We start from the raw sequence: 24320 nt of genomic DNA, 5'->3' as shown, positions 1-24320 counted from the left end.
CCGGGAGCGGCCGGCCTCAGGTCAGTGCGAGTGTGACCGCCGTGACGACCGCCCACGCGAGCATCGCCTTGCCGGTGGTACCGATCGACGGGATCAGACCGGGGCCGGCCGCACCCGTCCTCACCGGCGTGTAGGCCTGCCACAGCAGCGGGAACGTCACCAGCCCGACCAGCGCCCATGGGGTCGCGAAGGCCAGCACCACGCTCATCGCGAGCGGGGTCAGGAGCAGCACCGCGAAGAGGATCCGGGTCCGGGCGTCGCCGAGGCGCACGGCGAGCGTGATCTTGCCGGACTCGGTGTCGCTGGGGATGTCTCGCAGGTTGTTGACCACCAGCACGCTGCTCGAGATCGCGCCGACACCGACCGCGCAGGCCAGCCCGACCCAGTCGATGCGGCCCGAGGAGACGTACTGGGTGCCCAGGACGGCGACGAGTCCGAAGAAGGTGAACACCGCGACCTCGCCCCAACCGGCGTACCCGTAGGGGCGCTTGCCGCCGGTGTAGAACCAGGCTCCGGCGATGCAGATCGCCCCGACCAGCACGAGCCACCACGCGGTCGCGATCGCGAGCACGAGCCCGCAGACCGCGCCGATCCCGAAGCACAGGAACGCGGCGGTCTTCACGGCCTTCGGCGAGGCGACACCCGATCCGACCAGGCGCATCGGGCCGACGCGGTCGTCGTCGGTTCCGCGCACACCGTCGGAGTAGTCGTTGGCGAAGTTCACCCCGATGATGAACGCGACGGCCACCGCGAGCGCGAGTACCGACTTCCACCACGTCACGTCGCCGACGTGCAGGGCCGCGCCGACGCCGGCCACGACCGGCGCGATGGCGTTGGGGAGCGTGCGCGGACGAGCGCCCTGAATCCACTGCGAAGGGGTAGCCACGGAGTTCATCGTGTCAGGCTGCCCGGCAGGTGTCGCATAACGGGGTGCCATGCGCGACGACACACTACGTCTGCGTGACCGGCCGGACGATGGAACCGGTTGCGGTGCAGCTGCGTCTGAGTTCTGTGCGTCTTCCGGTGGAATTGCGGACCCTGGCCCTCGGCCACGATGGCGTGATCACCGCGGCCGACGCCCGCGAGCACGGCGTCGACCGGTGGGCGGTGCAGCGCCGGGTGCGGGCGGGTGAGTGGGTTGCCGTGCATCCTCGTGTCTACCGGCTCGCCGATCATCCAGAGACCGACCGCACGCGGATACGGATCGCGACGCTGGCGGCGGGCGCGCACGGGGTGTTGTCGGGGCTCGCCGCTGCGTGGTGGCACGGGATGGTCGACGCGCCGCCCGCGACACCGACGGTCACCGCGCTGCGTGGCCGTCACGGCAACCCGGTCACGGGAGTGCGGATCCTCAATCGGGCTCTGGCTGACGCCGACGTGTTGTCTCGGGACGGGCTGCCGGTCACTGGGATCGCGTTGTCGGCGTTGGAGGGGGCGGTGGAGGGCGGTGTCGAGGTCATTGATGCCGCGCTGCAGCAACGGCGTACCACGGTAGAGCGTCTCGTCGAGGCATATGAGCGTCGCCGTGGATGCATCGGCGCGGCCGACATGGGTCCGCTGATCGCACTGGTGGAATCGGGTGCGCGGTCGGCCGCTGAGCGGCTCGCAGTGACGATCCTGCAGGACGCCGGTCTCTCGGGCTGGAAGGCGAACCATCCGAGCTGTGGATACGAGATCGACCTCGCTTTTGACGACCGTATGGTCGCGGTGGAGATCGACGGGTTGGCGTTCCATCGCGATGCCGCGACTTTTCAGCGGGACCGGAGCCGACGCAATGCGCTCATCGCGGCCGGCTGGACCGTGCTGAACTTCACGTGGGGTGACCTTCGGGATCGTCCCGAGTACGTGGTGTCGTCGGTGCGGCATGCTTTGGCCGCGGCCGCATGAGTCGGCTACGGGCAGGTGTCGCAGAACGGGGCGCCATGGGCAACGGCGCACTACGTCTGCGAACCGAAGCGAGCCCGCAACGCGCGGCGGTCGTACTTGCCGGGGCCGCGCAGGGGGAGTGCGTCGAGTTCGACGATCCGCCGGGGTGCCGCGTAGCGGTCGAGCCGGTCGGTGACCGATCCGCGAATGCGGTTGACGTCGAGGCGTTCTCCGGGACGGACCACGACGAACGCGGTCACCGCCTCGCCGAGACGGTCGTCGGGGAGCCCGACGACGACGCATTCGGCGACCGCCGCGTCGTCGGCGATCACGGCCTCGACGACCTGCGGTACCACGGTCAGCCCGCCGGTCGAGATGGCCTCGTCGGCGCGGCCGGCGATGCTGAGCAGCCCGGCGTCGTCGACCACGCCGAGGTCATCGGTACGAAACCAGCCCGGCTCGGCGAACGCCGGATGGTCGGGCAGATTGCGGTATCCGGACGCGACGACCGGGCCGCCGAGCAGGACGCGGCCCACGCCGTCGGGGGCGGGGTCGGCGATCCGGACCACGACACCGTCGAGAGGCCGCCCGTCGTAGACGCAACCACCGGCGGTCTCGCTCATCCCGTACGTCGCGACAACCGGGAGGCCCTCGGCGACTGCTCTGTCCCACAACGGCTTCGGAGTCGCCGCCCCGCCGACGAGGATCGCGTCGAGGGCACGCGAGGCGGCCGTCGCGCCGGGATGGTCGAGGATCTTGACGAGCTGGGTGGGAACCAGCGAGGTGTACCGCCGCGGACCGTCGAGCTCGCGCACGGCACGGGCGTACACGTCGGGATCGAAACCGGTACGTAAGTCCAGGATCGCCGGGGTCTGTCCGGCGGTCAGCGCGCGGAGGATGACCTGCAGGCCGGCGATGTGATGCGGCGCGAGCGCCAGCAACCAGTTGCCGTGTCCCCCCAGGCGATCGGCGGTGGCCCGCGACGACGCGGCGAGGGTCGCGGGGGAGTGCTGCGCACCCTTCGGGGTGCCCGTCGACCCCGAGGTCGAGACGACCAGGGACACCCGGTCGTCGATCGGAGCCCCTGCGTCCAGCGCGGAACCGAGTTCGGCCGCGGCGCGGGCGTCGTCGGGCACGGGCAGCACGGCCGTCGAGCCGTCGAGGACGGCACGCAGGTCGTCGACCCGGTCGAGGACCGCAGGCGTGGCGGGCAGCAGAAGCGGGCGCAGTGTTCTCAGGACGGATCCCCGTCGGTCGGATCGTTCCCGTCGGGATCGGCGCTGTCGGGATCGTCCCCGTCGGGGTCGTCGCTGAACGGCCATCCGCGGGAGATGAGGTGTGCACGCACCCGCGAGATGTCGTCCTCGTGGGGCAGGTCACGGGTGTAGTGGCTGATCTTCACTGCGGTGTCGATCCGGGAGATCGGCTCGGGTGGCGGCGGCGACTCGCGGACGAGCTCGGCCGACACCTGGGTCACCTCGTCGTCGGTCAGTTGTCGTCGCAGCAGCGCGACGAGCGGGATGTAGTCGTTGTGCGGGACGCCGTCGGGGTATCCGGCGCGCAACCACTCCACGACCTTCTGCAGAAGCGTCGGGCGGTCCACGGCGTGTCTCCGATCAGAAGCGGGGACGATCACTTGTAGCCGAACGGGAAGAGCTTGATTCCGGTGTAGTAGTAGATCGTCTGCCGGGTGATCCAGAGGATCCCGACGACGATCACCAGGATGACGATGGCGAAGATCACATACGCCAGGGCCTTCAGCGCAGGATGCGGGTCGGAGGCGGCCCCGTCGGCGTCGACGGCACCGTTGCCGAGGGACTGCACTCGCAGTCCGATGGCGAACAGAGCGGGTAGGCCTGCCCCGAACGCCAGTCCGACGACGAGTACTTTGCCGATGGCCTCGAAGGTGTCCACTCTCAGGAGCTCCTCTCCGGGTCGTGCTGGACGATGATCTCGGCCGGGATGACCGGGGGTAGCGGGAGGCTGGTGTCGTTCTCCTCGGTCGCGACCGCCTCCTCCCACTCCTCGCCGACGCGGGCGTCGCCCTCCCAGGCGTCGTTGACGTTCTCGTGGTCGACCTTGTTCTCCTGTGCCCGCCAGTACATGTAGCCCGACGCGGCGACCAGCACCGCGAAGATGATGAGCGCGCCGGTGACGTCGCCGAAGAGGTGCGCGATGAAGTAACAGGCGGCGCCGACCGCGCCGGCGGCCGGCAGGGTGGTCACCCAGGCGACGGCCATCCGGCCGGCGACCGACCAGCGGACCTGGGCGCCCTTGCGGCCCACCCCCGAGCCCAGGATCGAGCCCGTGGCCACCTGCGTGGTCGACAGCGCCATACCCGCCGCGCTCGAGGTGAGGATGATGGCGGCCGACGAGGCCTCGGCGGCCATGCCCTGCGGCGAGGTGATCTCCACGAGACCTTTGCCCAGGGTGCGGATGATCCGCCAGCCTCCGAGATACGTGCCGATCGCGATGGCGGCCGCGCAGCTGAGGACCACCCAGAACGGGAGGCCGTGGCTCACGCTGGACGCCTCGAGGTGCCCGGTCGCGATCAGCGCCATGGCGATGACGCCCATCGTCTTCTGGGCGTCACCGGTGCCGTGGGCCAGCGAGACGAGCGATGCGGTGGCGACCTGTCCGTAGCGGAAGCCGGACTCCTTCTCCCGGTCGGCGATCCGGCGGGTGATCGCGAAGACCAGCCAGGTGCCGCAGCCCGCGACGAGACATGCGATGACGGGCGCGAAGAGCGCGGGGATCAGGATCTTGGAGGTGATCCCGGACCAGTTGATGCCGCTGACCCCGATCGCGGCCAGCCCCGAACCGATCAGTCCGCCGAACAGGGCGTGGGACGAACTCGAGGGCAGGCCGAACAGCCAGGTGAAGAGATTCCACAGAATGCCGCCGATGAGCCCGGCGAAGATGATCAGCAGTGCCGTCGTCGCCGACAGGCCGGCCACCAGCTCGCCGGCGTCGGGGCCGGATGTCTGCTGGATCTCCAGCACGTCCTTGGTGATGGTCGCGGCGACCTCCACGGACAGGAAGGCGCCGACCAGGTTGAGCACCGCCGACAGCCCGACCGCGACCTTCGGCTTGAGGGCGCCGGTGGCGATCGACGTCGCCATGGCGTTGCCGGTGTCGTGGAAGCCGTTGGTGAAATCGAAGCCGAGGGCTGTGATCACCAACAGCACCAGGATCAGCATCTCGCCGCTCATGGTGATGATTGTGGGACCTACCTCCCCCATTTTCCTAAAAACCCGGCACAGTTCCGCCGAACGGGCACCGGGCCGGGGCTTACCTATCGGACGTTCAACAGACTCTCGGAAACCGGGCGTCCCTGTGGAAGAATCCGACGGCATGACATCGATGAAGCTGGGCATGCCGATCAACTACGCGGGGGACTTCCGCGAGACCATCAACAACCTCGCGGACTTCGAAGCGGCGGGCGTGCAGCGCATCGCGGTCCCGGAGGCCTACAGCTTCGACGCCGTCTCCCAGCTCGGCTACATCGCGGCCAAGACCGAAACCATGGAACTGCAGACCGCGATCCTCCCGATGTACTCGCGTACGCCCACCAACCTGGCGATGACCGCGGCCGGCCTCGACTACATCAGCGGCGGCCGGGCGGTGCTCGGCATCGGCGCGTCGGGTCCGCAGGTGATCGAGGGATTCCACGGGGTCAAGTACGACTACCCGCTGGGTCGCGCCCGCGAGCACGCCGAGATCTGCCGGATGGTCTGGCGCCGCGAGAAGCTGAACTACCAGGGCAAGCACTACACGCTGCCGCTCGACGAGGAGCACGGCGGTTCGGGGCTGGGTAAGCCGCTGAAGATCATCAACCACCCGGTGCGTGACAACATCCCGCTGCTCCTCGCCGCCATCGGCCCCAAGAACATCGAACTCGCCGCCGAGATGTTCGACGAGCTGCAGCCGATCCTGTTCCACCCGGAGCAGATCGACGCGGCCTTCGGTGAGTCGCTCGCGGCGGGCAAGGCCAAGCGGGATGCGTCGCTGGGCGATCTGGGCATCGTCGTGCAGGCCACCGCGCGCATCTCCGACGACGCCGAGCAGATCGACAACGCCAAGCAGCTCGTGCGTCATCACGCCGCCCTGTACATCGGCGGGATGGGCGCGCGCGGCAAGAACTTCTACAACCAGCTCGCCGTCCGTTACGGCTACGTCGACGAGGCGAAGCTGATCCAGGACCTCTATCTGGACGGCAAGAAGGCGGAGGCCGCGGCTGCGGTTCCCGAGGACCTCGTCACGTCGATGTCGCTGATCGGTTCCAAGGCCCAGGTGGCCGAGCGGGTCGCGGCGTTCCGCGAAGCCGGCGTCACGTGCATCCTCGCCTCGCCCACCGCGCCGACCCACGCCGAGCGTGTCGCCGAGGTCGAGCAGCTGCGCGACGTCTTCGGGGGCTGATCTCGTTCCTCGTGCAGTTGATCCGAATGCGGCGGCCTGCTGTCACAGGTCGTCGTTTTCGTTTCTCCGGCCATTCGCTGTTCGGGTGCAATTCCGCGACATTTCACCACACTTCGACGATGGTCCGTGAACGTGAATTCACCGGGGCTGATTAATGGGTTATCGACAGATCCACCCAGCTCGCAGGAAATGCTATTCCCGCTGTGCCGAATAATGCCCGCAATGGTGCTCGCCCCCGAGTTGTGAGCCGACTACCCGTCCCATAGGCTCTTGTCATCCGCTCGGCGCGCGTCGGTTTCGGTCGACGCGGCTGATGTGATGACGGTGTCGGGAAATGACCGTTCGTCCCGGTGAGGCGTCGATGTGAGAATTCACGACGCGACCGGCGGGCGGCGTGACAAGAGGGCGGCACATGGTGAGTGGTGAGGCAAGGCGTTGAATTCGACGGCGCCCGTGTTTCGATCTCGTGGCCGACGCATGTCTTTTTCGTGTACGTCGGGGTGTGGCGGCGTGCGCGATCTCTTTTGTTCGGCGCAGCGAGCGGGCCTGATGAACACGGCGCCGACAATGGCAGTTCAGGGACCGGGGGGATCAGACGGTCGGCCCGGCCCGTGAGCCCGGGTCTTTCCGGCCGTAGGTGCGAACGCCGGGACGTCGCATGAACAACTCGCCCGATCCCGACACGGCGGCGCCGAACTCTCCGCGGCCCTTCGCGCTCAGCGCCGCCCAGCGATCGCTGTGGTTCACCCAGCAGGCGGCGCTCGATGTGCCGATCAACGTCGCCCAGTACGTCGAGATCGACGGTCCCATCGACGCCGACTTGTTCGTGCGCGCGACCAGCGAGGTGGTGCAGCGCGCGCAGTTCACCCAGCTCCGGTTCGTCGACACCGACGACGGTCTGGTCGGCGTGTACGACCCCGGCCTGCATTACTGGGCGGACATCATCGATCTCCGTGACCGACCGGATCCGCGTGCCGTCGCCGAGGAGATGATGGCGCAGGACTATTCGCGTCCGCTCGATCCGCGCGTGGACCGGACCGCGCGCGGGTGCCTGTTCCGGCTGTCCGACGACAAGTCGCTGGTCTACAACCGGGGACATCACCTGCTCTCGGACGGTATGGGCGGCAAGGACCGGATGGTCGAGGCCCTGGCGGCCTATGACGCGGCGGTGACCGGCGAACCCGCTCCGCCGCAGAAGCCGGTCGATCTGGATCTGCCGGCCCGGGCCGACGCCGAGTATCGCGAGTCGAAGCGTTTCGGCACCGACCGCGCGTACTGGCGGGAGAACATGGCGGGCGTCGGCATCGCCGCGACGCTGGCACACCGTCCGGGGCGTCCGACCGCGGTGGCCCGACGCGTCGCGTCCGCGGTGCCGCCCGCCACCATGGCGAGGCTGCGGGAGGCCGCGCACCGTGGTTCGACGATGTTGCCGAACGTGCTCGTCGCCGCTTTCGCCGCCTACCTCGGCCGGGCGGCCGCACAGGGCGACGAGGTCATCTTCCAGTTCCCGGTCGCCGCGCGGACGACCGCGGCGCTGCGGGCCACACCGCTGCCGGTGGCCAACATCGTGCCGCTGCGGACCGGGGTCACCGGAGCGGGCACGGTCGCCGACGCGCTACAGACCACCCAGGCCGCACTCATGGGTGCGCTGCGGCATCAGCGTTACCGTGGCGAGGACATCTGGGCCGACGTCGCCGGCGACGAGTCCTCCGGGGCGACGCCGCGGACGGCGGCCCAGGAACGTTCTGGTCCGATGCTCAACCTGATGCTGTTCGAGCGCGAATTCCCTTGCGGGCAGGCGCGGGCCACGTTCCACATCCTGACCGTGGGCCCGGCCGACGATCTGACGATCAACATCTACCCGGTACCCGGCGAGGACCAGGACTCCTCGCTGATGATCGGCGTCGAGGCGAATCCCAACCGGTACGACGACGCCGAGGTCGCCGAACACCATGCTCAATTCCTGTCGATGCTCGACACTTTCGCCGACGCATTCCTCCACGCCCCGGACACCCGGGTCGACGACCTCCCGCTGCGATTCCCCGATGACGGTTCGTACCGGGTGTCGTCGGAGGGCGAGGTACTCGACCAGGCCCCGGACACGGTCTGGGACGCCGTCTCCGACGTCGCTGCCCGTCGCCGGCACGAGCCTGCTGTCGAGTTCCCCGGAACGTCGTCACCGGCGCTGCTCACCTTCGAGCAACTGCACGCCCGTGCGCGCCGACTCGGCGCACAGCTGCGCACCCTCGGTGCGCGTCCCGGGGCCACGGTCGCCATCGCGGTCGCGTCGGATGCCGACCGGCTGCTGGCCTGGTGGGCCGTCGCCGCCTCGGGTGCCGCGGCACTCCTGCTCGATCCTTCAGCGCCGCAACCTATCCCGGATGCGATCGGCGCATCCGCCGGCTCGGTGCTGGTGATCGGTGACGACGACGCCGACCCGCCGGTCGGTGTCCGCGCGGGCGACGTGCACACGCTCGCCGGACTGTCCGGCGTCGCGCCGGCGGCCGGATACCCGGCGCCCCGTCCGGACGACACCGCGTGCTTCGTGGTCGGGGCGGCGGGAGTCGCCGCCATGACACAGCGGGCGGTTGCGCGGCTCATCGCCGACGGCGTGTTCGCCTCGGCCGCATCCGACCCGGGCTATGGGCGACTCGCGTGCACGGCACCGAAGGCCTCCTGGGCGGCGCATCTCGAGATCGTCGCGTGTGCCGCGCACGGGCTGCGACTCGTCGACCCGGACGCCGACCTGGCGACGCACGGAATCGTCCCCTCCGGGATTTTCGCCGACGGGGTGCCGGGCAATGCGACGACCGTGCTGGTCGTCGACTCCGGCACCGCGCCTGCCCCGACCGTCCGGCACGCTTTCGGACGGGACCTGCGGAGCACCTACGGTCCGGGGGGCATGCTGGGGCCCTTCACCGCGACGGAACGCATCCGGCCGGATCAGCCGATCGATCGGCCGTTGCCGAGTGGGCGGCCGCGGCCAGGGGTCGACGTCGCGATCCTCGACCACCGGCTTCGTCCCCTTCCCCCCGGGATCACCGGTGACGTCTACGTCGTGGGAAGCGGTGCGCCGCAGTACTTCGCCGGCGATCCGGCGCGTACCGCGACGATGATCGTCGCCTGTCCGTGGCAGCCCGGTCGGCGCATGGTGGCCACCGGGGACAAGGGCCACCGGGAACCGGGGACGGGTGACCTCGTCATCGATCACCGATCCGGCGATGTCGTCGAGATCGACGGCGTCCGCGTCGATCTCGCGCTCCTCGAGCGTGCTGCCACCGAGGTTCCCGGTGTCGCGGCGGCGACCGCGGCGGTACTCGACGACGGTGTCGGGATCGCGGTGCGCCTTGCGCAGACCGGACCCGGCGTGACGGGGGCAGCGGAAAGTCGCGACCCGCAACGGGTTCGGGCCGCGGTACGGCGCCGGGTCAATGCCGAGCTGCCGGCCGTGCAGTGGTTGCGCCGGGTGGCCATCCTGGATTCGGTGCCCCTCGACCGGAACGGCGTCGTCGATCGATCCGCCGCCGCCCCGCTGATCGCGGCGGTTCCGGAACCGCGTGCCGCGCAGCGTCGTCCGTCGACACCGATCGAGATCGCCGTCGCCGAGGCGGTGACGGACGTTCTCGGCGTACCCGATCCGTCGATGGACGACGAACTCGTCCAGCTCGGCGCCACCTCGCTGGGGTTCATGCAGCTGGCGACGTACCTCGGCGACACGCTCCGGGTCGTCGTGAGCGTGCGCGATCTCGGTGATGTCACGACTCTCGCCGAACTCGCCGCGGTCCTCGAGGCCTCCGCGCCGCGCCGCATCGGACCGGGGGAGTCACCGGGAACCCCGGGTGCCGACGGCTACCGCCCGACCCGTGCGCAGCAGGAGATCTGGCTGCTCAACCGCGCCGACATGCACGCAACCGTCTATCACCTCCCGGTGCGCCTCGTCCTCGCCGAGAACATCGCGGCCGACGTCGTGCGGGCCGCCCTCGTCGATGTCGCGGCCCGGCACGAGGCGCTGCGGACGGTGTATCCCGACGCCGGCGGGGAGCCGGTCGCGGTCGTCCGCACGGTCGACGAAGCACGTGCCGCCGTGCCGATCAGTGCGGCCACACTCGACGCCGCGGGCGTCGAACTCGCGGTCTCGGCCCCGTTCGACCTGACGGTGGATCTGCCCTGGCGCGCGATCGTCGACGAGACCGGCGGACGCACCGAGCTCGTCCTGGTCGCCCACCACATCGCGATCGACGAGTGGTCACTGCACATCGTCGTCGATGACTTCGCGCACGCGCTGCGCGCCCGTCTCGACGGCGCGGAGCCGGTGTGGGCCGAGGATGCCGTGGGTTTCGGCGCCGTACTCGAGGCACGGCCGCACGTGACCGATCCGGCGGCAGAAGTCCACTGGGCGAAGGTGATGCGTGAGGCCCCCGCCCGCATCGCGTTGCCCGAACCGGCGCGGACGCTGCCGGCGGGGCTCACCTCCGGTCCGGCGACCATCCTGCGCCGCACCATCGGTCTCGCCGCCCGCGAGAGTGCCGCCACTCGTGCACGGGACGCCGGGACGACGCTGAACACCCTGCTGTGCGTGGCCCTCTCGGCCACCGTGGCGGAGTACACGGACTCCGACGATCTCGTGATGTCGGTGCCGGTGGCGGGGCGGTTCACCACCGAGGAACTCCGTCCGGTGGGCATGTTCGTCGAGACTGTTCCGGTGCGGACCACCGGCGTGCGGCACAGCGGTGTCGCGGAGGCCCTCGCCCGCGTCGGAGCGGACCTCACCGCGGCGATCACGCACGCCGACGCGGCGCCGACCGGGCTCGCCGATGTCATCTTCGCCTACCACGCCTCCCGGCCGGATCTCCCCGGGGCAGCCGTCTTCGCCGATGTCGAGACGCTGCCGAGCGGGCAGGCACGAACCGCCCTGGAATTCACCGTCTTCGAAGAACCGGATGGCCTGTCGGTCGTGCTGACCGTCGCCGGCGGCCGAGTCGACACTGTCGTCGCCGAGCATCTGCTGGATCGTTTCGTCGAGACGGTCGTGGCGATCGGCATCGCGCCGCCGGAGTCGGTCGTCGCCCGATGCGTGCCGGCCCCGGCCGGTCGGGCGCGACCCGACCGGGCGGCCCGGCGGACCACACCCGTCGACCCGATCGACGCACTGCGGCGCCGGGCGGAGACCCGGCCGGAGGCCACGGCGGTGATCGCCGGTGACACGACCCTGACCTACCAGGAACTGCTCGACCGCGCCGAGACCGTCGCGAACAGGTTGCGCGAGAACGGTGTGCGGCCGGGGGATCGGGTGGCCCTGATCCTCCCGCGGAGTGCCGACACCGTGATCGCCATCGTCGCGGTGCTGATGGCCGACGCGGTGTACGTGCCGATCGAACCCGGCGACCCACCGTCCCGGACCGAACTGATCGTGGCCGCCACCGCCCCCGCCGCGTTCATCGAGACCGGGGTCGAGGTCCGCCCGGCCGCGGAAGAGGTGCGAGCACTACCTGTCCCGGGCGGGGCCTATGTGATCCACACCTCCGGGTCCACCGGTGCCCCGAAGGCCGTGATGGTGACCCGGACGAACCTGGCGGCGATGCTCGGCGCCGCATTGGACACGATCGCGGCGACCGATCACGACGTGTGGAGCTGGGTCCACTCCTATGCGTTCGACTTCTCGGTCTGGGAGATCCTGGGCCCGTTGGCCTCCGGCGGCTCCGTCGTCGTGCTGGAGCGCGAGACGGTCCTCGACCCACGGCTGCTGGGCTCGGCGATGGACCGGTACGGGGTCACCGTCTGCTCACAGACCCCGACGGCGTTCGGCAACCTCATCGACCCGTCGGTGGCCGCCACCGTCCCGCACTCTCGACCGACGGCGCTGCGGACCGTCGTCTTCGGCGGGGAACCGTTGTCGCCGGCCCTGTTACGGAACTGGGCGGCCGCCCATCCCGAGGTCGCGCTGGTCAACATGTACGGCATCACCGAGACGACCGTGCACCTGACGGCCACCGAGGTCGACGTCGACGACGATCGCAGCGACATCGGCGTCCCGCTCGACGGTGTCGCGATGACGATCCTGGGCCGCGACCTCCGCCCGGTCCCGGTCGGCGCCGTCGGCGAACTGTACGTCAGCGGCGATCAGGTCACCCTCGGCTACCACAACGCACCGGGGACCACCGCATCGAGATTCGTCGCGGATCCGAGTGGTACCGGACGACGGATGTACCGAACCGGAGACCGCGTGCGCGAGATCGCCGGTGGCCGCATGGTCTATCTCGACCGCACCGACGACCAGGTCCAGATCCGCGGTCACCGCATCGAACTCGGCGAGATCGTGTCCGCGCTTCGTGACGTGCCCGGCGTCGGCGACGCGCGTGTGCTGGTGGATCCGGGGAACCGGAACGGTGACGAACGGCTTCTCGCGTTCGTCACCGAGGACGGTCTCGCCGACTTCGACGTCCTGGACGCCCTGAACGAGGAACAGATCCTCGGGTTCTGCGCGAACATCCTTCCCGGCCACATGGTTCCGGCCAGGGTCGCGATCGTCGACGGCTGGCCGATGACGCCGACCGGCAAGCTCGACCGCCGCCGCCTCACCGGCATGCTCCCCGAGGCCGCCGCGAGGTCGTCGCGGGCGCTGACGCCGGTCGAGCAGTCCATCGCGGACGCCATGCGCGCGGTGATCGGGACCGATGCCGACGTCGCCGCGGACACCAACTTCTTTGCGGCCGGGGGTACCTCGCTGTCGGCGGCGCGGCTCGCGGCCGCCCTGGCCGGAGCAGGCAATCACGTCACCGTCGCCGACGTCTTCGCGCACCCGACGGTCGCCGCGCTCGCCGCGCACCTCGAGACCGCGGCGCAGACCGGCCGCGCCGTCGACGGTGTCCGCTCCGGTCTCGCCGGCTTCGTGACTCCGGTGGCCGGTGCGGATCTGCCGCTCACCCCCGAACAGATGGACCTGTGGCTCCGGTGGCGCACCCAACCGGACTTCACCGGTTACCTGATGCCGCTCGCGCTCCCGGTCGACGCACGCCCGGACGCTCTCCGCCGCGCCCTCGTCGAGATCGTGACGCGACACGACGCGTTGTGCACCGTGTTCCCGGTCGGTGTCGACGGGCCGGTGCAGCACCGCCTCCGCGACGAGGACGTCCTCGATGTCCTGGAAGCCGAACTGGCGACGACGGTCCCGGTCGCGGACGACGAGTCATTGGCCGCGACGCTGGGTGCACTGCACGCCCCGATCGACCTGGCCGCCGAGCTGCCCTGGCGGGTGCGCATCTGCGAGATGGCCGGCCAGACCTGGCTTCTCGTCGTCGCGCATCACATCGCGGTCGACGGTGAGTCGTTTCCGATCCTGTTCGCAGAACTCGAGTCGGCACTGGCCGGGACACTCCCGGCCGCCGGCGGAGTCGACTACCGGGAGTACTCGGCGTGGCGGGCCGGGACATTGGCCGCGCGGCGGAACGAGCTCGTCGCGCACTGGGTCTCCGCGTTCGATCGTGCCGTCGAACCGCTGCGCCTGCCGGAGCTCGACCCCGGGGCCACTCACCCGTCCTCCCCGGACCAGAAGATGGTGGTGCACCGCGCGCTCCGGACCCTCGACCGCACCGAGACCGAGGTACTCGACGGGCTCGCCGTGACGAGACAGAGCACGCCCTTCATCGTCGTGCACACCGCGCTGTCGGCGGTTCTGGCGAGACAGGCCGGCACCGACGTCGTCACGATCGGCACGGCACTGTCCGGGCGCATCGATCCGCAGCTGCTCGACGTACCGGGACTGTTCGCCCGTGCCGTTCCGCTGCACACCCCGATCGACCTCGACCTTCGGTTCGTCGACCTCCTGGCCGCGGTCACCGCGGTCGACCTCGGCGCGTTCGCGCACGCGGATCTCCCGCTCACCGAGATCACCGAGATCGCCGACCCCGAACGCGTCAAGGCGGGTACGCCGCTGTTCGAGGTCTCGTTCGGCAGCGTCCCGGACGAGCTCGTGGCGGTGAGCCCGTCGGGGGTCGAGGTCATCTCACCCGGGGTCATCTCGTCCGGGGACAGTGCTTCTGGCGGCATCCCCTTCGGTGGTGTCCCGCTGTTCGGGGTGGACGTGTCGATGTTCCGCCGCGACGGCGCACTCCATCTGACGATGGCGTGCACGGGTGCGGTGGCGAGCGCGGCGCGGCTGGATGCGTTGTGCGACCTCGTGGTCGAGACGATCCGGCGCGGGGTGCGCGAGCCGCTCAGCCCGGTCGCCGAGTTGCTCGCCCCCGCCCGGTCGGCCCCGTCCCTGCCGGATCTCGACGCCCAGAACGCGTCTCGCGGTCCCGAGACGCTCGACGAGCTGCTGACCGCGGGACTCGTCGGTGATCCGCAGGCGATCGCGATCGTCGATCGCCGTCATCGTGTCCCCGGATCCGGTTCCGCGCTCACCAACGCCGAGCTGGACCGCTTGACGACGCTCGCCGCACGCGCGCTGATCGATTCGGGGATCGGCCCGGGTGACGTGGTCGTCGCACTGCTGCCTCGCTCGTCCTTCGGCGTCATCGCGACCACCGCGGTGGCCCGAGCGGGTGCGGCTTTCGTCAACGTCGATCCCGCGGACCCCGCGGGGCGGCGGCAGATGATCATCGAGCGGTGCCGGCCCCGCGCGGTCCTCACCCTCGCGGCGACGGCAGAGTCGGTACCCGCGAGCGTGCCGGTTCTCGTGCTCGACGAGTTGCTCGCCGATGCAGTCGATTCCGGCACGGACGCCTCGGACCCGGCGCCGTTCGACACCGCCGAGCGGGTGCGGCCGCTGTCGGTGGACGACGTCGCCTACATCACCTTCACGTCGGGAACCACCGGACTGCCCAAGGGGGTCCAGGTGACCCATCGGGGTCTCTCCGACTGGGCGCGGGACACCGTGGCCCGTCTCCGACTCGACGAGTCCGACCGGGTATTGCACACGTACGCAACCGGATTCGACGCGCACCTGATGGGTCTCGTGCCGCCTCGGGTCGCCGGCGCGGCCATCGTCGTGTGCCCGCCCGGCGTCATCGCAGCCGACGAGCTCGCCGAGTTCGTGGACGCCGAACGCGTGAGCGTCCTGCTGACCACGCCGTCGGTGCTGGCGACCCTGAGCCCGGACGAACTGCCCGGCGTCCGGCACGTGGCGGTCGGCGGTGAGGCGCTCGGCGCCGGGCTGGTCCGGGACTGGACGGTCGAGCACACGCTGAGCAACGAGTACGGCCCCACCGAGGCCACGGTCGCGGTGAGCAGCGCGCGATACGGGAGCGCGGCGAGCGGGCCGGTACACATCGGGGTGCCTCTGCAGGGCGTCGGCATGTACGTGCTCGATCATGCGCTGCGGCCGGTTCCCGATCACACGGTCGGTGAGCTCTACCTCGCCGGGAACTGCCTGGCGCGTGGGTATCTCGACGATCCGGCCGCCACGGCGCGCGGGTTCGTCGCCGATCCCCGCGTCGACGGCGGGCGGATGTACCGGACCGGCGACCTCGTCCATCGCCGTCCCGACGGCACCTTCGTGATCCACGGTCGCACCGACGACCAGGTGAAGATCCGCGGCGTGCGTCTGGAACCGGGCGAGGTCGACGCGGCGTTGTCGGGGCTGCCCGGTGTCGCGACGTCGGTGACCGCGACGAGGACCAGCCCGTCGGGGGAGAAGATCCTGGTGTCGTGGGTGGTGGCCGAGGACGGCGGCCAGGTCGCGGACCTGCCACGGCAACTGGCACACCTGTTGCCGCGCAGCATGATACCGAGTGCTTTCGTGCCGGCGTCCGCGCTGCCGATCGGGCGTAACGGCAAGGTCGACGTGGCCGCGTTGCCCGATCCTGACTTCGCCGGCACCACAGGGAGTCCGACGGCCCGTGCGGGGCGTCAGCCGTCGGGGGTCACCGAAGAGCTGGTGTCCACGGTGTGGGCGGAGGTCCTCGGACGTCCCGTGCAGTCCCTGGACGCCGATTCCGACTTCTTCGCCGAGGGGGGCACCTCGCTGTCGGCCACGCAGGTGACGTCGAGGCTGACCGCGGCGACCGGCGCGGACATCGGGGTCCGCGTGATCTTCGAGGCGCGCACGCTGTCCGGGGTCGCCCGGCGCGTCGACGATATCCGCGACACCGCAGGGGGATCGGCGTCCGAGCCGGCGCCCGCGAGGTTGCCGGTGCCGGAGCTGTTGCCGTTGGCATATCCGCAGCGGCGCATGTGGATCCACCACCATTTCGATCCGCGTTCGACTGCCTACCACGTTCCCGTCGTGCTCCGGATCCGTGGCCGCGTCGACCTCGCCCGCCTGCGGAAGGCGGTCGACGAGGTGGTGGCGGCGCACGCCGTCCTCCGGACCGTCTATCCCGATTCGCCGTCGGGTCCGCGGCAACGCCGGATCGAGCACCGGAGTCCGGTGCTGCGACATCGCCTCGTCGCGGCCGAGGCGGGTCCCGAGGGGCTCCGCCGACAGATCGACGACTTCCTGCGCAGGCCTTTCGACCTCGAGTCCGAGTCGGGGTTCCGGGCCGCGGTCTTCGAACTCGACTCGGCCGAGGACCCCCACACGCATCTGGCGGCGGTGTTGCACCACATCGCGATCGACGGGTGGTCGATCCGGGTGCTGCTCACCGACCTCCTCCGCGCGTACGACGGCCAGCGGCTGTCGGTGCCCGCCGACGAGGCGTTCACGTACGCAGATTTCACTCAATGGCAGATCGCACGGCTCGGCGATCCGTCCGATCCGCACAGCAGATACGCGCGGGAGCTGCGGTTCTGGGCCTCGACTCTCGCCGATGCCCCCGGGCCCCTCCGGTTGCCGGGCAGCGTCGACCTCGACGGTGACGACCCCGATCTCCACGAGGCGGTACGAGGCGGCGCCACCGGGCGACTGTCGACCACCATCGTGGGGACCGATGCCCTGCACCAGACCGCGAAGACGTTGTCGGCGAGCATCTTCCAGGTCGCCCACGCCGCGCTCGCGACGGTGCTGGGGCAGTGGACCGGTGAGTGGGACCTGCTGATCGGCGTACCGGTGCACGGCCGGCTTGCGCCAGAGTGGGAGTCGGTGGTCGGCATGTTCGTGAACACCGTCGCACTGCGGACCGGCCTGCATCCGGACCTGACGATCCGCGAGGCCGTCGAGCGGGCACGCGATGCCGCCCTCGCCGCCCAGCCCCACAGCGAGGTCCCCTACGAGGACGTCGCCCGCACGGTCCGCCCCGACGGTCGGGCCGCGGGGGATCCGCTGATCTCGGTGCTGCTGGTCAACCAGGACGTCGTGCCCCAGTCGTCGGGCGAGGTCGTGCTCGCCGGTCCGTCGTCGAATCATCCGGGAACCGGGGCGGATTCCGTGGTGGCCACCCTGATCCCGGAGTTCACGGCCACGGTCGACGCCAAGTTCGACATCGAGGTCGTCCTCGCCGAACGGGACGACGAGTTGCACATCACCGTCGTGCACTCCGCAGCCGTCCCGGCCGACGTCGCCCGCACCCTGCTCGACGACTTCCGCAGATTCGTGCTCGCCGCCGCCGGCGACGCCGAGCAACCGTTCCCGGGGGCCACCGGTCCGCTGACCGAAGCATCTGTGGCGCAACGGTTGCCGGGAACGTCGAACGCCGGCAGGTCGGTATCCGCGTCGTCGCTTCCGTCCTCGCGCGGAGCGTCCCCGACCTCGCTCGTCGTGGCGATCACCGAGGTGATGTCCGAGGTGCTGGAGGTGACGCCGGGGTCGGTGGGGGACACCGACGACTTCTTCACGCTCGGCGGGACCTCGCTGTCGGCCACCCGGGTGACCTCCGCTCTGGGGCGTCGTCTCGGCGTCCGCGTGCCCACCCGGTTGCTCTTCGAGAACCCCACCCCGGTCGCCCTCGCGCAGGCGGTGTCGGACCTTCCCGACGAGGAATCCACCCGGGTTGCCTCGGCATCGGCGCCGATGGACGCGACGGTGTCGCACCGGACGGACACGGCCGTGCCCGAGACCGACCTCGGCGACCTGCCGCTCGCCCCGACGCAGCGTCGGATGTGGGTGGGCGCGCAGATGCTGGGCGCCGTGCCGATCTACGCGGTGCCCGTGGTGGTGCCCACCCCCGCGGGTACCGGTGAACCTGCGGTGATCACCGCCGTCGAGACGCTCGTCGACCGCCATCCGGCGCTGCGTACCCGGTATCTCGCGACCCCGGACGGACCCCGTCAGCGGGTTCTCGGGGCATGGCGACCGTCCCTGCAGCGGGTGAGTACGACCGAGCTCGCGACCGCCGCGGGCATCGGGATGCTCGGGGAGCCCTTCGATCTCACCGGCGAGCCGCCGGTTCGGGTGTGGCTGGTCACCGGCGACGACCAGCTCACCCCGGTGGCGGTCGTGATGATCGCGCACCACATCGCGATGGACGGCGAGTCCGCCGCCATCGTGCAGCGCGAGCTCGGACTCCTCCTCGCCGGCCTCGAACTCGGTCCGGCACCGACCGGATTCGCGACGGTCGCCCGACAGATGGTGGCCGACGAAGAGCGGTCCCGGGCCGATCTGCTGGACTTCTGGCGTCGTGCACTCGAGGGGCACAGCGGGGAACTCGATCTCGCGCAGCGACGGCCCGCCGTTCGTGACCTCCGGACCTCGACCATCGAGTATCCGCTGGACGGCGATGTCGGGCAGGCGGTGTCGTCGGCTGCGCGGCGGGCGCACGCGAGCGAGTTCCACATCCTGCACGCGGCCGTGGTGCTGGCCCTCGCGGTTCAGTCGGGGTCCGACGACATCGCCCTGGCCACACCGGCGTCCATGCGTCGCGACTCCGGCACCGCCGGAACGGTGGGCATGCTCATCTCCACCGTCGTGCTGCGCACCCGGGTCGTCCCCGGCATGACGGTCGGCGAGCTGATCGCACGCGTCCGCGACGACGACCTCGCGGCCCTCGATCACGCGGCCATCGCGTTCGACGATGTTGTCGCACTGATCGATCCGCCGCGCGTCCCCGGACGCCATCCGCTGGTGCAGGTCGCGTTCTCGCTCGCGGACCCGGCCGGCGCGCCGGAGCCGCCGATGTCGGATTCGGTTCCCGCGGACGCCGATTCGGCCGACGCGTGGACGCTGCCGCGCAGCGAGTTCGACATCCACGTCGTGGCGGTACCCGACGCGGGCGGCTGGCGGTTGCGTGTCGACCACGGCCGGGAACTGTTCGACGAGAGCGCGATACGCGCCCTCGGCGAGCGCCTGGTCGCGGCGGTCGCCGCGGTGGTCGGGGAGCCCGCGCGCCGCCTCGCGTCGATCGAACCGCTCACCGGCGCGGAGCGGCGCTTCGTCGCCAGCCGTGCGCGGTCGTCATCGGTGACGGGGGCCGAACCGCTGCTCGCCGAGCTCCTCACCGAAGCCGTCGCGACGTTCCCGGACCGTCCCGCGATCGCCGACGAGAGCAGGTCGCTCACCTACCGCGAGCTCGACGGCTGGGTGTCGGTGACCGCGCGCGCGTTGCGGCAGCGGGGCCTCGGCGCCGGCGACGCGGTGGCGGTGGTGGTGCCGCGGTCGATCGAGTCGGTGGTCGCGATCTGGGCGGTCAGCCGAATCGGCGGCGTGTGCGTACCGGTCGATGTCACCTACCCCGCGGCCCGGATCGATCATGTGGTCTCCGGTGCGGGCGCGAGTGTGCTCACGCCCGCCGACATACCCGGACAACCGACGGAACCGGTGGTGTCCGAACCGGTCACGCCGGTGTCACCGGACGCGCTGGCCTACATCATCACCACATCGGGTACCACCGGCACCCCGAACGTCGTCGGCGTGACCCATCGGGGAGTCCACCGGGTGGCCTCGCTCGGAGACGTCGAACCGACCGACCGGGTCGGGATGGCCATCAGTCCCGGCTTCGACGCGACGTTCCACGACATGTTGCTGCCGCTCGCGGCGGGCGCGACCCTCGTGGTGGTTCCCGCGGGGATCGCCGGTGGGGACGATCTCACCCGGTTCCTCGACGACACGCGCGTCAGCGTCTTCACCGCCACACCGTCGGTGATCCGTACCCTCCGCCCGGCGGCCATCGGTGCGCTGCGACTGGTGTACATCGGCGGCGAGGCCCTGTCGGCCGATCTCGCCACGACGTGGTCGGAACACGCGCAGGTCCTCAACATCTACGGCCCCACCGAGACGACGGTGACGGTGTCCACCAGCGCCCACCGCCGGGGCGACCCGATCCGGCTGGGGCATCCGCGCCCCGGCATCGGTGCCGAGGTGCTCGATGCGCAGCTGCGCCACGTCCCGCCGGGCGTCGTGGGCGAGCTGTACATCGGTGGAACCGGAGTCGCCCGGGGCTATCTCGGCGACCCGGCGCTCACCGCCGCGAACTTCGTCGCCGGCCCCGGCGGCGGTCGGCGCTACCGGACCGGCGACCTCGTGCGGTGGGACCGCGACACCGGTGAGCTGGTCTACGTCGGCCGGGCGGACCGTCAGGTCAAGATCCGCGGGCAGCGGGTGGAGCCCGCCGAGATCGATGCGGTGCTCGTGCGGGCGGGCGCCGAACGTTCGGCGACGGTGTTGCGGCAGGGCCCGGTGGGGCCGGCCCTCGTGTCCTACGTGGTGTCGCCGTCGGTGCCTTTCGCCGAGCTCCAGGCCGTGTGCCGGTCGTCGTTGCCGCGGCACATGGTGCCGAGCCGGATCGTCGCACTCGATGACCTGCCGCTCAGCGGTGCGGGCAAGATCGACACGAGACGGCTACCCGAGCCGATCTGGTCGGAGTCCCGGCGCGACCCCGAGAACGACACCGAGGCAGCGGTTCTCGAGGCCTTCCGAACCGTCCTCGGTCAGCCCGCACTCGGTCGCGATGCGGCGGGTCTCGACGCGGCCGACGGCGGTGCCGGGATACACGTCGGGATGGACGACGACTTCTTCGCCGCCGGCGGGCATTCGCTCGCCCTGCTGCAGTTGCGTGACGAGCTCGCCGCCCGGACCGGGCGCATCCTCGACGCGGCGGACCTGTTCAGCCACCGCACACCGGCCGAGGTCGCCCGACTATTGGACGGGCCTGCCGGGGTGGAGCTTCCGGCGCAACGCGTCGTGTCCCTGTCACCGGACTCCTCGGCCCGGCGCCCGGAGGTCTGGTGTGTGCACACCGCGGCCGGCATCGTCGAACCGTTCCGGGTGCTGGGCGACTCCCTGCGATCGGCCTCGGTGTTCGGCCTGCAACTGCCCGAACTCGTACTCCCCGGCCGGGAACTCCCGCCGACGGTCGAGGGCATCGCGGAGCTGCACGTCGAGGCCATCCGGGCGACCCAGCCGCAGGGACCGTACCGGCTCGTCGGATGGTCGGTCGGTGGTGTGATCGCCCACGAGATCGCCCGCCGGCTCGTCGAACTCGGTGAGGAGGTGGCGCTGCTGGTGCTGCTGGACTCCCGTACCCCGGCCGAACTCGGGACCGTGGACGACGAGGAGCTGCGCGCCGCCGACCACCCGCTGCGGGAGCTGGCCGAGCGGCACGACCCCGAGGCGGTGCGGCGTTTCGAGGGCCGGACGAGGCGCCTGGCCGCCGCGGCCCGCAGCTATGACCTGCGTCCCGTCGATGTCGGCAAGGTCGTCTACGTCGCGGCGCAGGACAACCCGGATCCGGAGAACTGGGTACGGGTGGTCGATCCGGGCAGAGTGGGTGTCGTCGACGTGATGTCCGCCGCCGCAACGCATGCGCAGTTGGGGCAGTCGGAAGTGATGGCGCGGGTGGCCCGCAGAATCGAGGAGGAATGGTGACCGGATCCGATCACACGGCGGCGCCGCCGTTGTCGATCCTGTTCGTGTGTACGGGGAACATCTGCCGTTCGCCGATCGGCGAACGCGTGCTGACCGGTCTCGCCGGCCGGGCGGGTGTCCCCGTGACGTCGACGAGTGCCGGCGTCGGAGCGCTCAACGGCCAGCCCATCCATCCGCACGCTTCGGCCGTGTTGGTCGAGAACGGTTACGACGCCGCAGGATTCGAGTCTCGGTATCTCCGTCCGCCGATGCTCGTGGAGTCCGACCTGGTGCTGTGCATGAGTCGCGAACACCGTGCCGCGGCGCAGCAGATGGCGCCGGCGCGGTGGAAGCGGGTGTTCACGCTGACCGAGTTCGCCGCACTGTGCGACCTCGGCGCGCTGCCGGAGATCATCGCCGGTCGCGGGCGCCTCGACCCCAACTCCGACCTGCTCGACATCGTGGACCCGATGGGCCGGCCGCGCGAGGACTTCGACCGCGTGTTCGCCGAGGTCGAGCCGAAGGTGGCGGCGGTGGTCGCGTGGCTGGCGGCACAGGCCACCTCATCCGCGACCGAGCGGGTCGCGGGGGAGGGCCGATGATCCGGCGGGTGGCGGGCAACCGCGTGGTCCAGATCGTCGCGGTCCTGCTGGTGCTGGTCGCGGCGGCCATGGTGTGGCTGGCGTACTCGGCGTTCCAGGTCCGTGACGACCTGGAGTCGGTGCGGGCGGATGCGAGCCGGGCCCGGGCCCTGATGCTCGACGGTGATCAGGCCGGTGCCCGGCAGGCCGCCGAGGCGGCGACCGCGCGCGCCCAGGACGCCGAGGACCGGAGCTCCGGCTTTCTGTGGTCGGCGGCCGCGGCCGTGCCGGTCGTCGGCTCGCCGCTGAAGTCGGTGCAGGAGATGAGCGACGCGGTGGCCGCGCTCTCGGGTGACGTGCTGGTGCCGGCCGCCGATCTCGCGACCGTGCTCGACCCGAATCGTCTGCGTTCCGGGAACACCGTGAACCTGGCTCTGTTGCGCGAGGCCCAGCCGGCCCTGCAGTCGGTCGCCGAGAAGTCGGCGGAGGTGGCCGCGCAGGTCTCGGCGATCGAGCCGAGCTGGCTCGGCGTGGTGGCCGATGCCCGGGATCAGCTCGCCGAGCAGGTCGATGCCGCCGATTCGACGGTGCAGGCGACGAACATCGCCGCCCAACTCGTCCCGTCGATGCTGGGCGCCGACGGTCCCCGCAACTACTTCATGGCGTTCCAGACGCCGTCCGAGGCGCGCGGAACCGGTGGTCTCGTCGGCGGTTTCGCGGTGCTGAACGCGACCGGGGGCCGCGTGACGATACCCGAGCTCGGCGCCAATTCGGAGTTCCGGGACCCGGCGACCCCGCAGATCAACCTGGGACCCGAGTACGACGCCGTCTACTCGTACTACCGGCCCTACACCGACTTCCGGAACGGCAACCTCAGCGCCCACTTCCCCGACGCCGCGCAGATCTGGCTCGCGAACTGGCGGGCACAGACCGGCCGGCAGCTCGACGGGGCGATCGCGCTGGACCCGATCGCGCTGAAGTACGTCCTCGAGGTCGTCGGGCCGGTGTCGGTGGGCCGCGAGAAGATCACCGCCGACAACGTCGTCCCGATCACCCTGTCCACGGCCTATCAGCGCTTCGCCGACGACAACGCGGCGCGAAAAGACTACTTGCAGTCCATCTCCCAGGCCGTCGTGAACAAGCTCGTCACGTCCGGCGGGAGTACCCGGGATCTGCTGGAGGCACTCGGCCGCGGTGTCCACGAGCGGCGGATCATGATCTACAGCACCGACGCCGACAACCAGCGGATCCTGGAGTCGACCAAGCTCGGGCACCAGATCTCCGACACCTCCTCGCCCTACCTGCAGGTGGCCGTCGGCAACGCGTCGGGGACGAAACTGGATTACTACCTCCGGCGTGAGATCAGTTACTCCTCGGGTGGATGTGACGGTGACACGCGGGAGTCGACGATCACGGTGAAACTCACCAACACGCTCGACACCACCGACACCACCGACTACGTCGCCGGGAACCTCGGCACCGAACTGTCGGTGAAGAAGGGCACCAACCTCGCCAACGTGGAGTTCCTGGCGACCAAGGGCGCGGTGCTGAAGGAGATGACCCTCGGCGACGGCGGCGCCTTCTACGTCGAGCAGACGCTGCACGGCCGCCCGTACTACTCGACCCGCGTGGGCATCGCGCCGGGGCAGACCGCCACGATCGTCCTCAAGATCGACGAGCCCACCTCGGCCCACGGCGACGCCGAGGTGCCGATCCAGCCGCTCGTCGACGACCCGACCGTGAAGGTCGACGTCCCCGCGTGCGGGGCTGATCAGTAGGGTCCCCGCGTGCGGGGCCGA

At 70.6% G+C, this 24320-nt stretch carries 10 protein-coding genes; 5 read left to right on the top strand and 5 right to left on the bottom strand.

What is annotated here, in order from left to right:
• Positions 1 to 16: 16 nt before the first annotated feature.
• Positions 17 to 886 (bottom strand): 1,4-dihydroxy-2-naphthoate polyprenyltransferase, encoded by an 870-nt coding sequence (locus tag AMD30_RS07360; protein ID WP_055475260.1) that lies wholly within the window; start codon positions 884 to 886, stop codon positions 17 to 19.
• Positions 887 to 960: 74 nt separating this feature from the next.
• Here AMD30_RS07360 and AMD30_RS07355 point away from each other — a divergent pair, with 74 nt between their 5' ends.
• On the top strand, positions 961 to 1887 hold the full coding sequence (locus tag AMD30_RS07355) for a type IV toxin-antitoxin system AbiEi family antitoxin domain-containing protein (RefSeq protein ID WP_084817219.1): 927 nt from the start codon (positions 961 to 963) through the stop codon (positions 1885 to 1887).
• 50 nt (positions 1888 to 1937) lie between these two features.
• On the opposite strand, the gene menE is transcribed toward AMD30_RS07355, so the two are convergent.
• From menE to AMD30_RS07335, 4 genes are read right to left on the bottom strand one after another with little or no spacing between them, the layout of a single operon-like run.
• The gene (gene menE, locus AMD30_RS07350; protein WP_084817223.1) at positions 1938 to 3104 is read right to left on the bottom strand and encodes an o-succinylbenzoate--CoA ligase; all 1167 of its coding nucleotides are present in this window, start codon (positions 3102 to 3104) and stop codon (positions 1938 to 1940) included.
• The gene (locus AMD30_RS07345) at positions 3101 to 3469 is read right to left on the bottom strand and encodes a DUF3349 domain-containing protein (RefSeq protein WP_055475179.1); all 369 of its coding nucleotides are present in this window, start codon (positions 3467 to 3469) and stop codon (positions 3101 to 3103) included. Before AMD30_RS07345 ends, menE begins: the two co-directional genes overlap by 4 nt.
• Before the next feature lie 29 nt (positions 3470 to 3498).
• The gene (locus AMD30_RS07340; RefSeq protein WP_014925572.1) at positions 3499 to 3780 is read right to left on the bottom strand and encodes a hypothetical protein; all 282 of its coding nucleotides are present in this window, start codon (positions 3778 to 3780) and stop codon (positions 3499 to 3501) included.
• 2 nt (positions 3781 to 3782) lie between these two features.
• Positions 3783 to 5078, bottom strand: a complete 1296-nt coding sequence (locus tag AMD30_RS07335; RefSeq protein ID WP_010842000.1) for an inorganic phosphate transporter — start codon at positions 5076 to 5078, stop codon at positions 3783 to 3785.
• 142 nt (positions 5079 to 5220) lie between these two features.
• On the opposite strand from AMD30_RS07335, the gene AMD30_RS07330 reads away from it, so the two are divergent.
• The 4 genes from AMD30_RS07330 to AMD30_RS07315 all read left to right on the top strand — a co-directional run bounded on the left by AMD30_RS07330 (position 5221) and on the right by AMD30_RS07315 (position 24299).
• On the top strand, positions 5221 to 6285 hold the full coding sequence (locus AMD30_RS07330) for an LLM class F420-dependent oxidoreductase (RefSeq protein WP_014925574.1): 1065 nt from the start codon (positions 5221 to 5223) through the stop codon (positions 6283 to 6285).
• Between the two features lie 658 nt (positions 6286 to 6943).
• Positions 6944 to 21961 (top strand): non-ribosomal peptide synthetase, encoded by a 15018-nt coding sequence (locus AMD30_RS07325; RefSeq protein ID WP_055475178.1) that lies wholly within the window; start codon positions 6944 to 6946, stop codon positions 21959 to 21961.
• A complete protein-coding gene (locus AMD30_RS07320; RefSeq protein WP_055475177.1) occupies positions 21955 to 22542 on the top strand; it encodes an arsenate reductase/protein-tyrosine-phosphatase family protein in 588 nt (195 codons plus the stop codon). The genes AMD30_RS07325 and AMD30_RS07320 overlap by 7 nt, the downstream gene beginning before the upstream one ends.
• Entirely contained in the window at positions 22539 to 24299 is a 1761-nt protein-coding gene (locus AMD30_RS07315) for a DUF4012 domain-containing protein (protein WP_055475176.1), read from the top strand. Before AMD30_RS07320 ends, AMD30_RS07315 begins: the two co-directional genes overlap by 4 nt.
• Positions 24300 to 24320 lie beyond the last annotated feature (21 nt).

Origin of the sequence: Gordonia sp. HS-NH1 (assembly GCF_001418765.1) — a bacterium.
GTDB lineage: Bacteria > Actinomycetota > Actinomycetes > Mycobacteriales > Mycobacteriaceae > Gordonia.
Note: the sequence above shows the minus strand (reverse complement) of the source record. Positions and strands in the feature narration are given on the sequence as shown.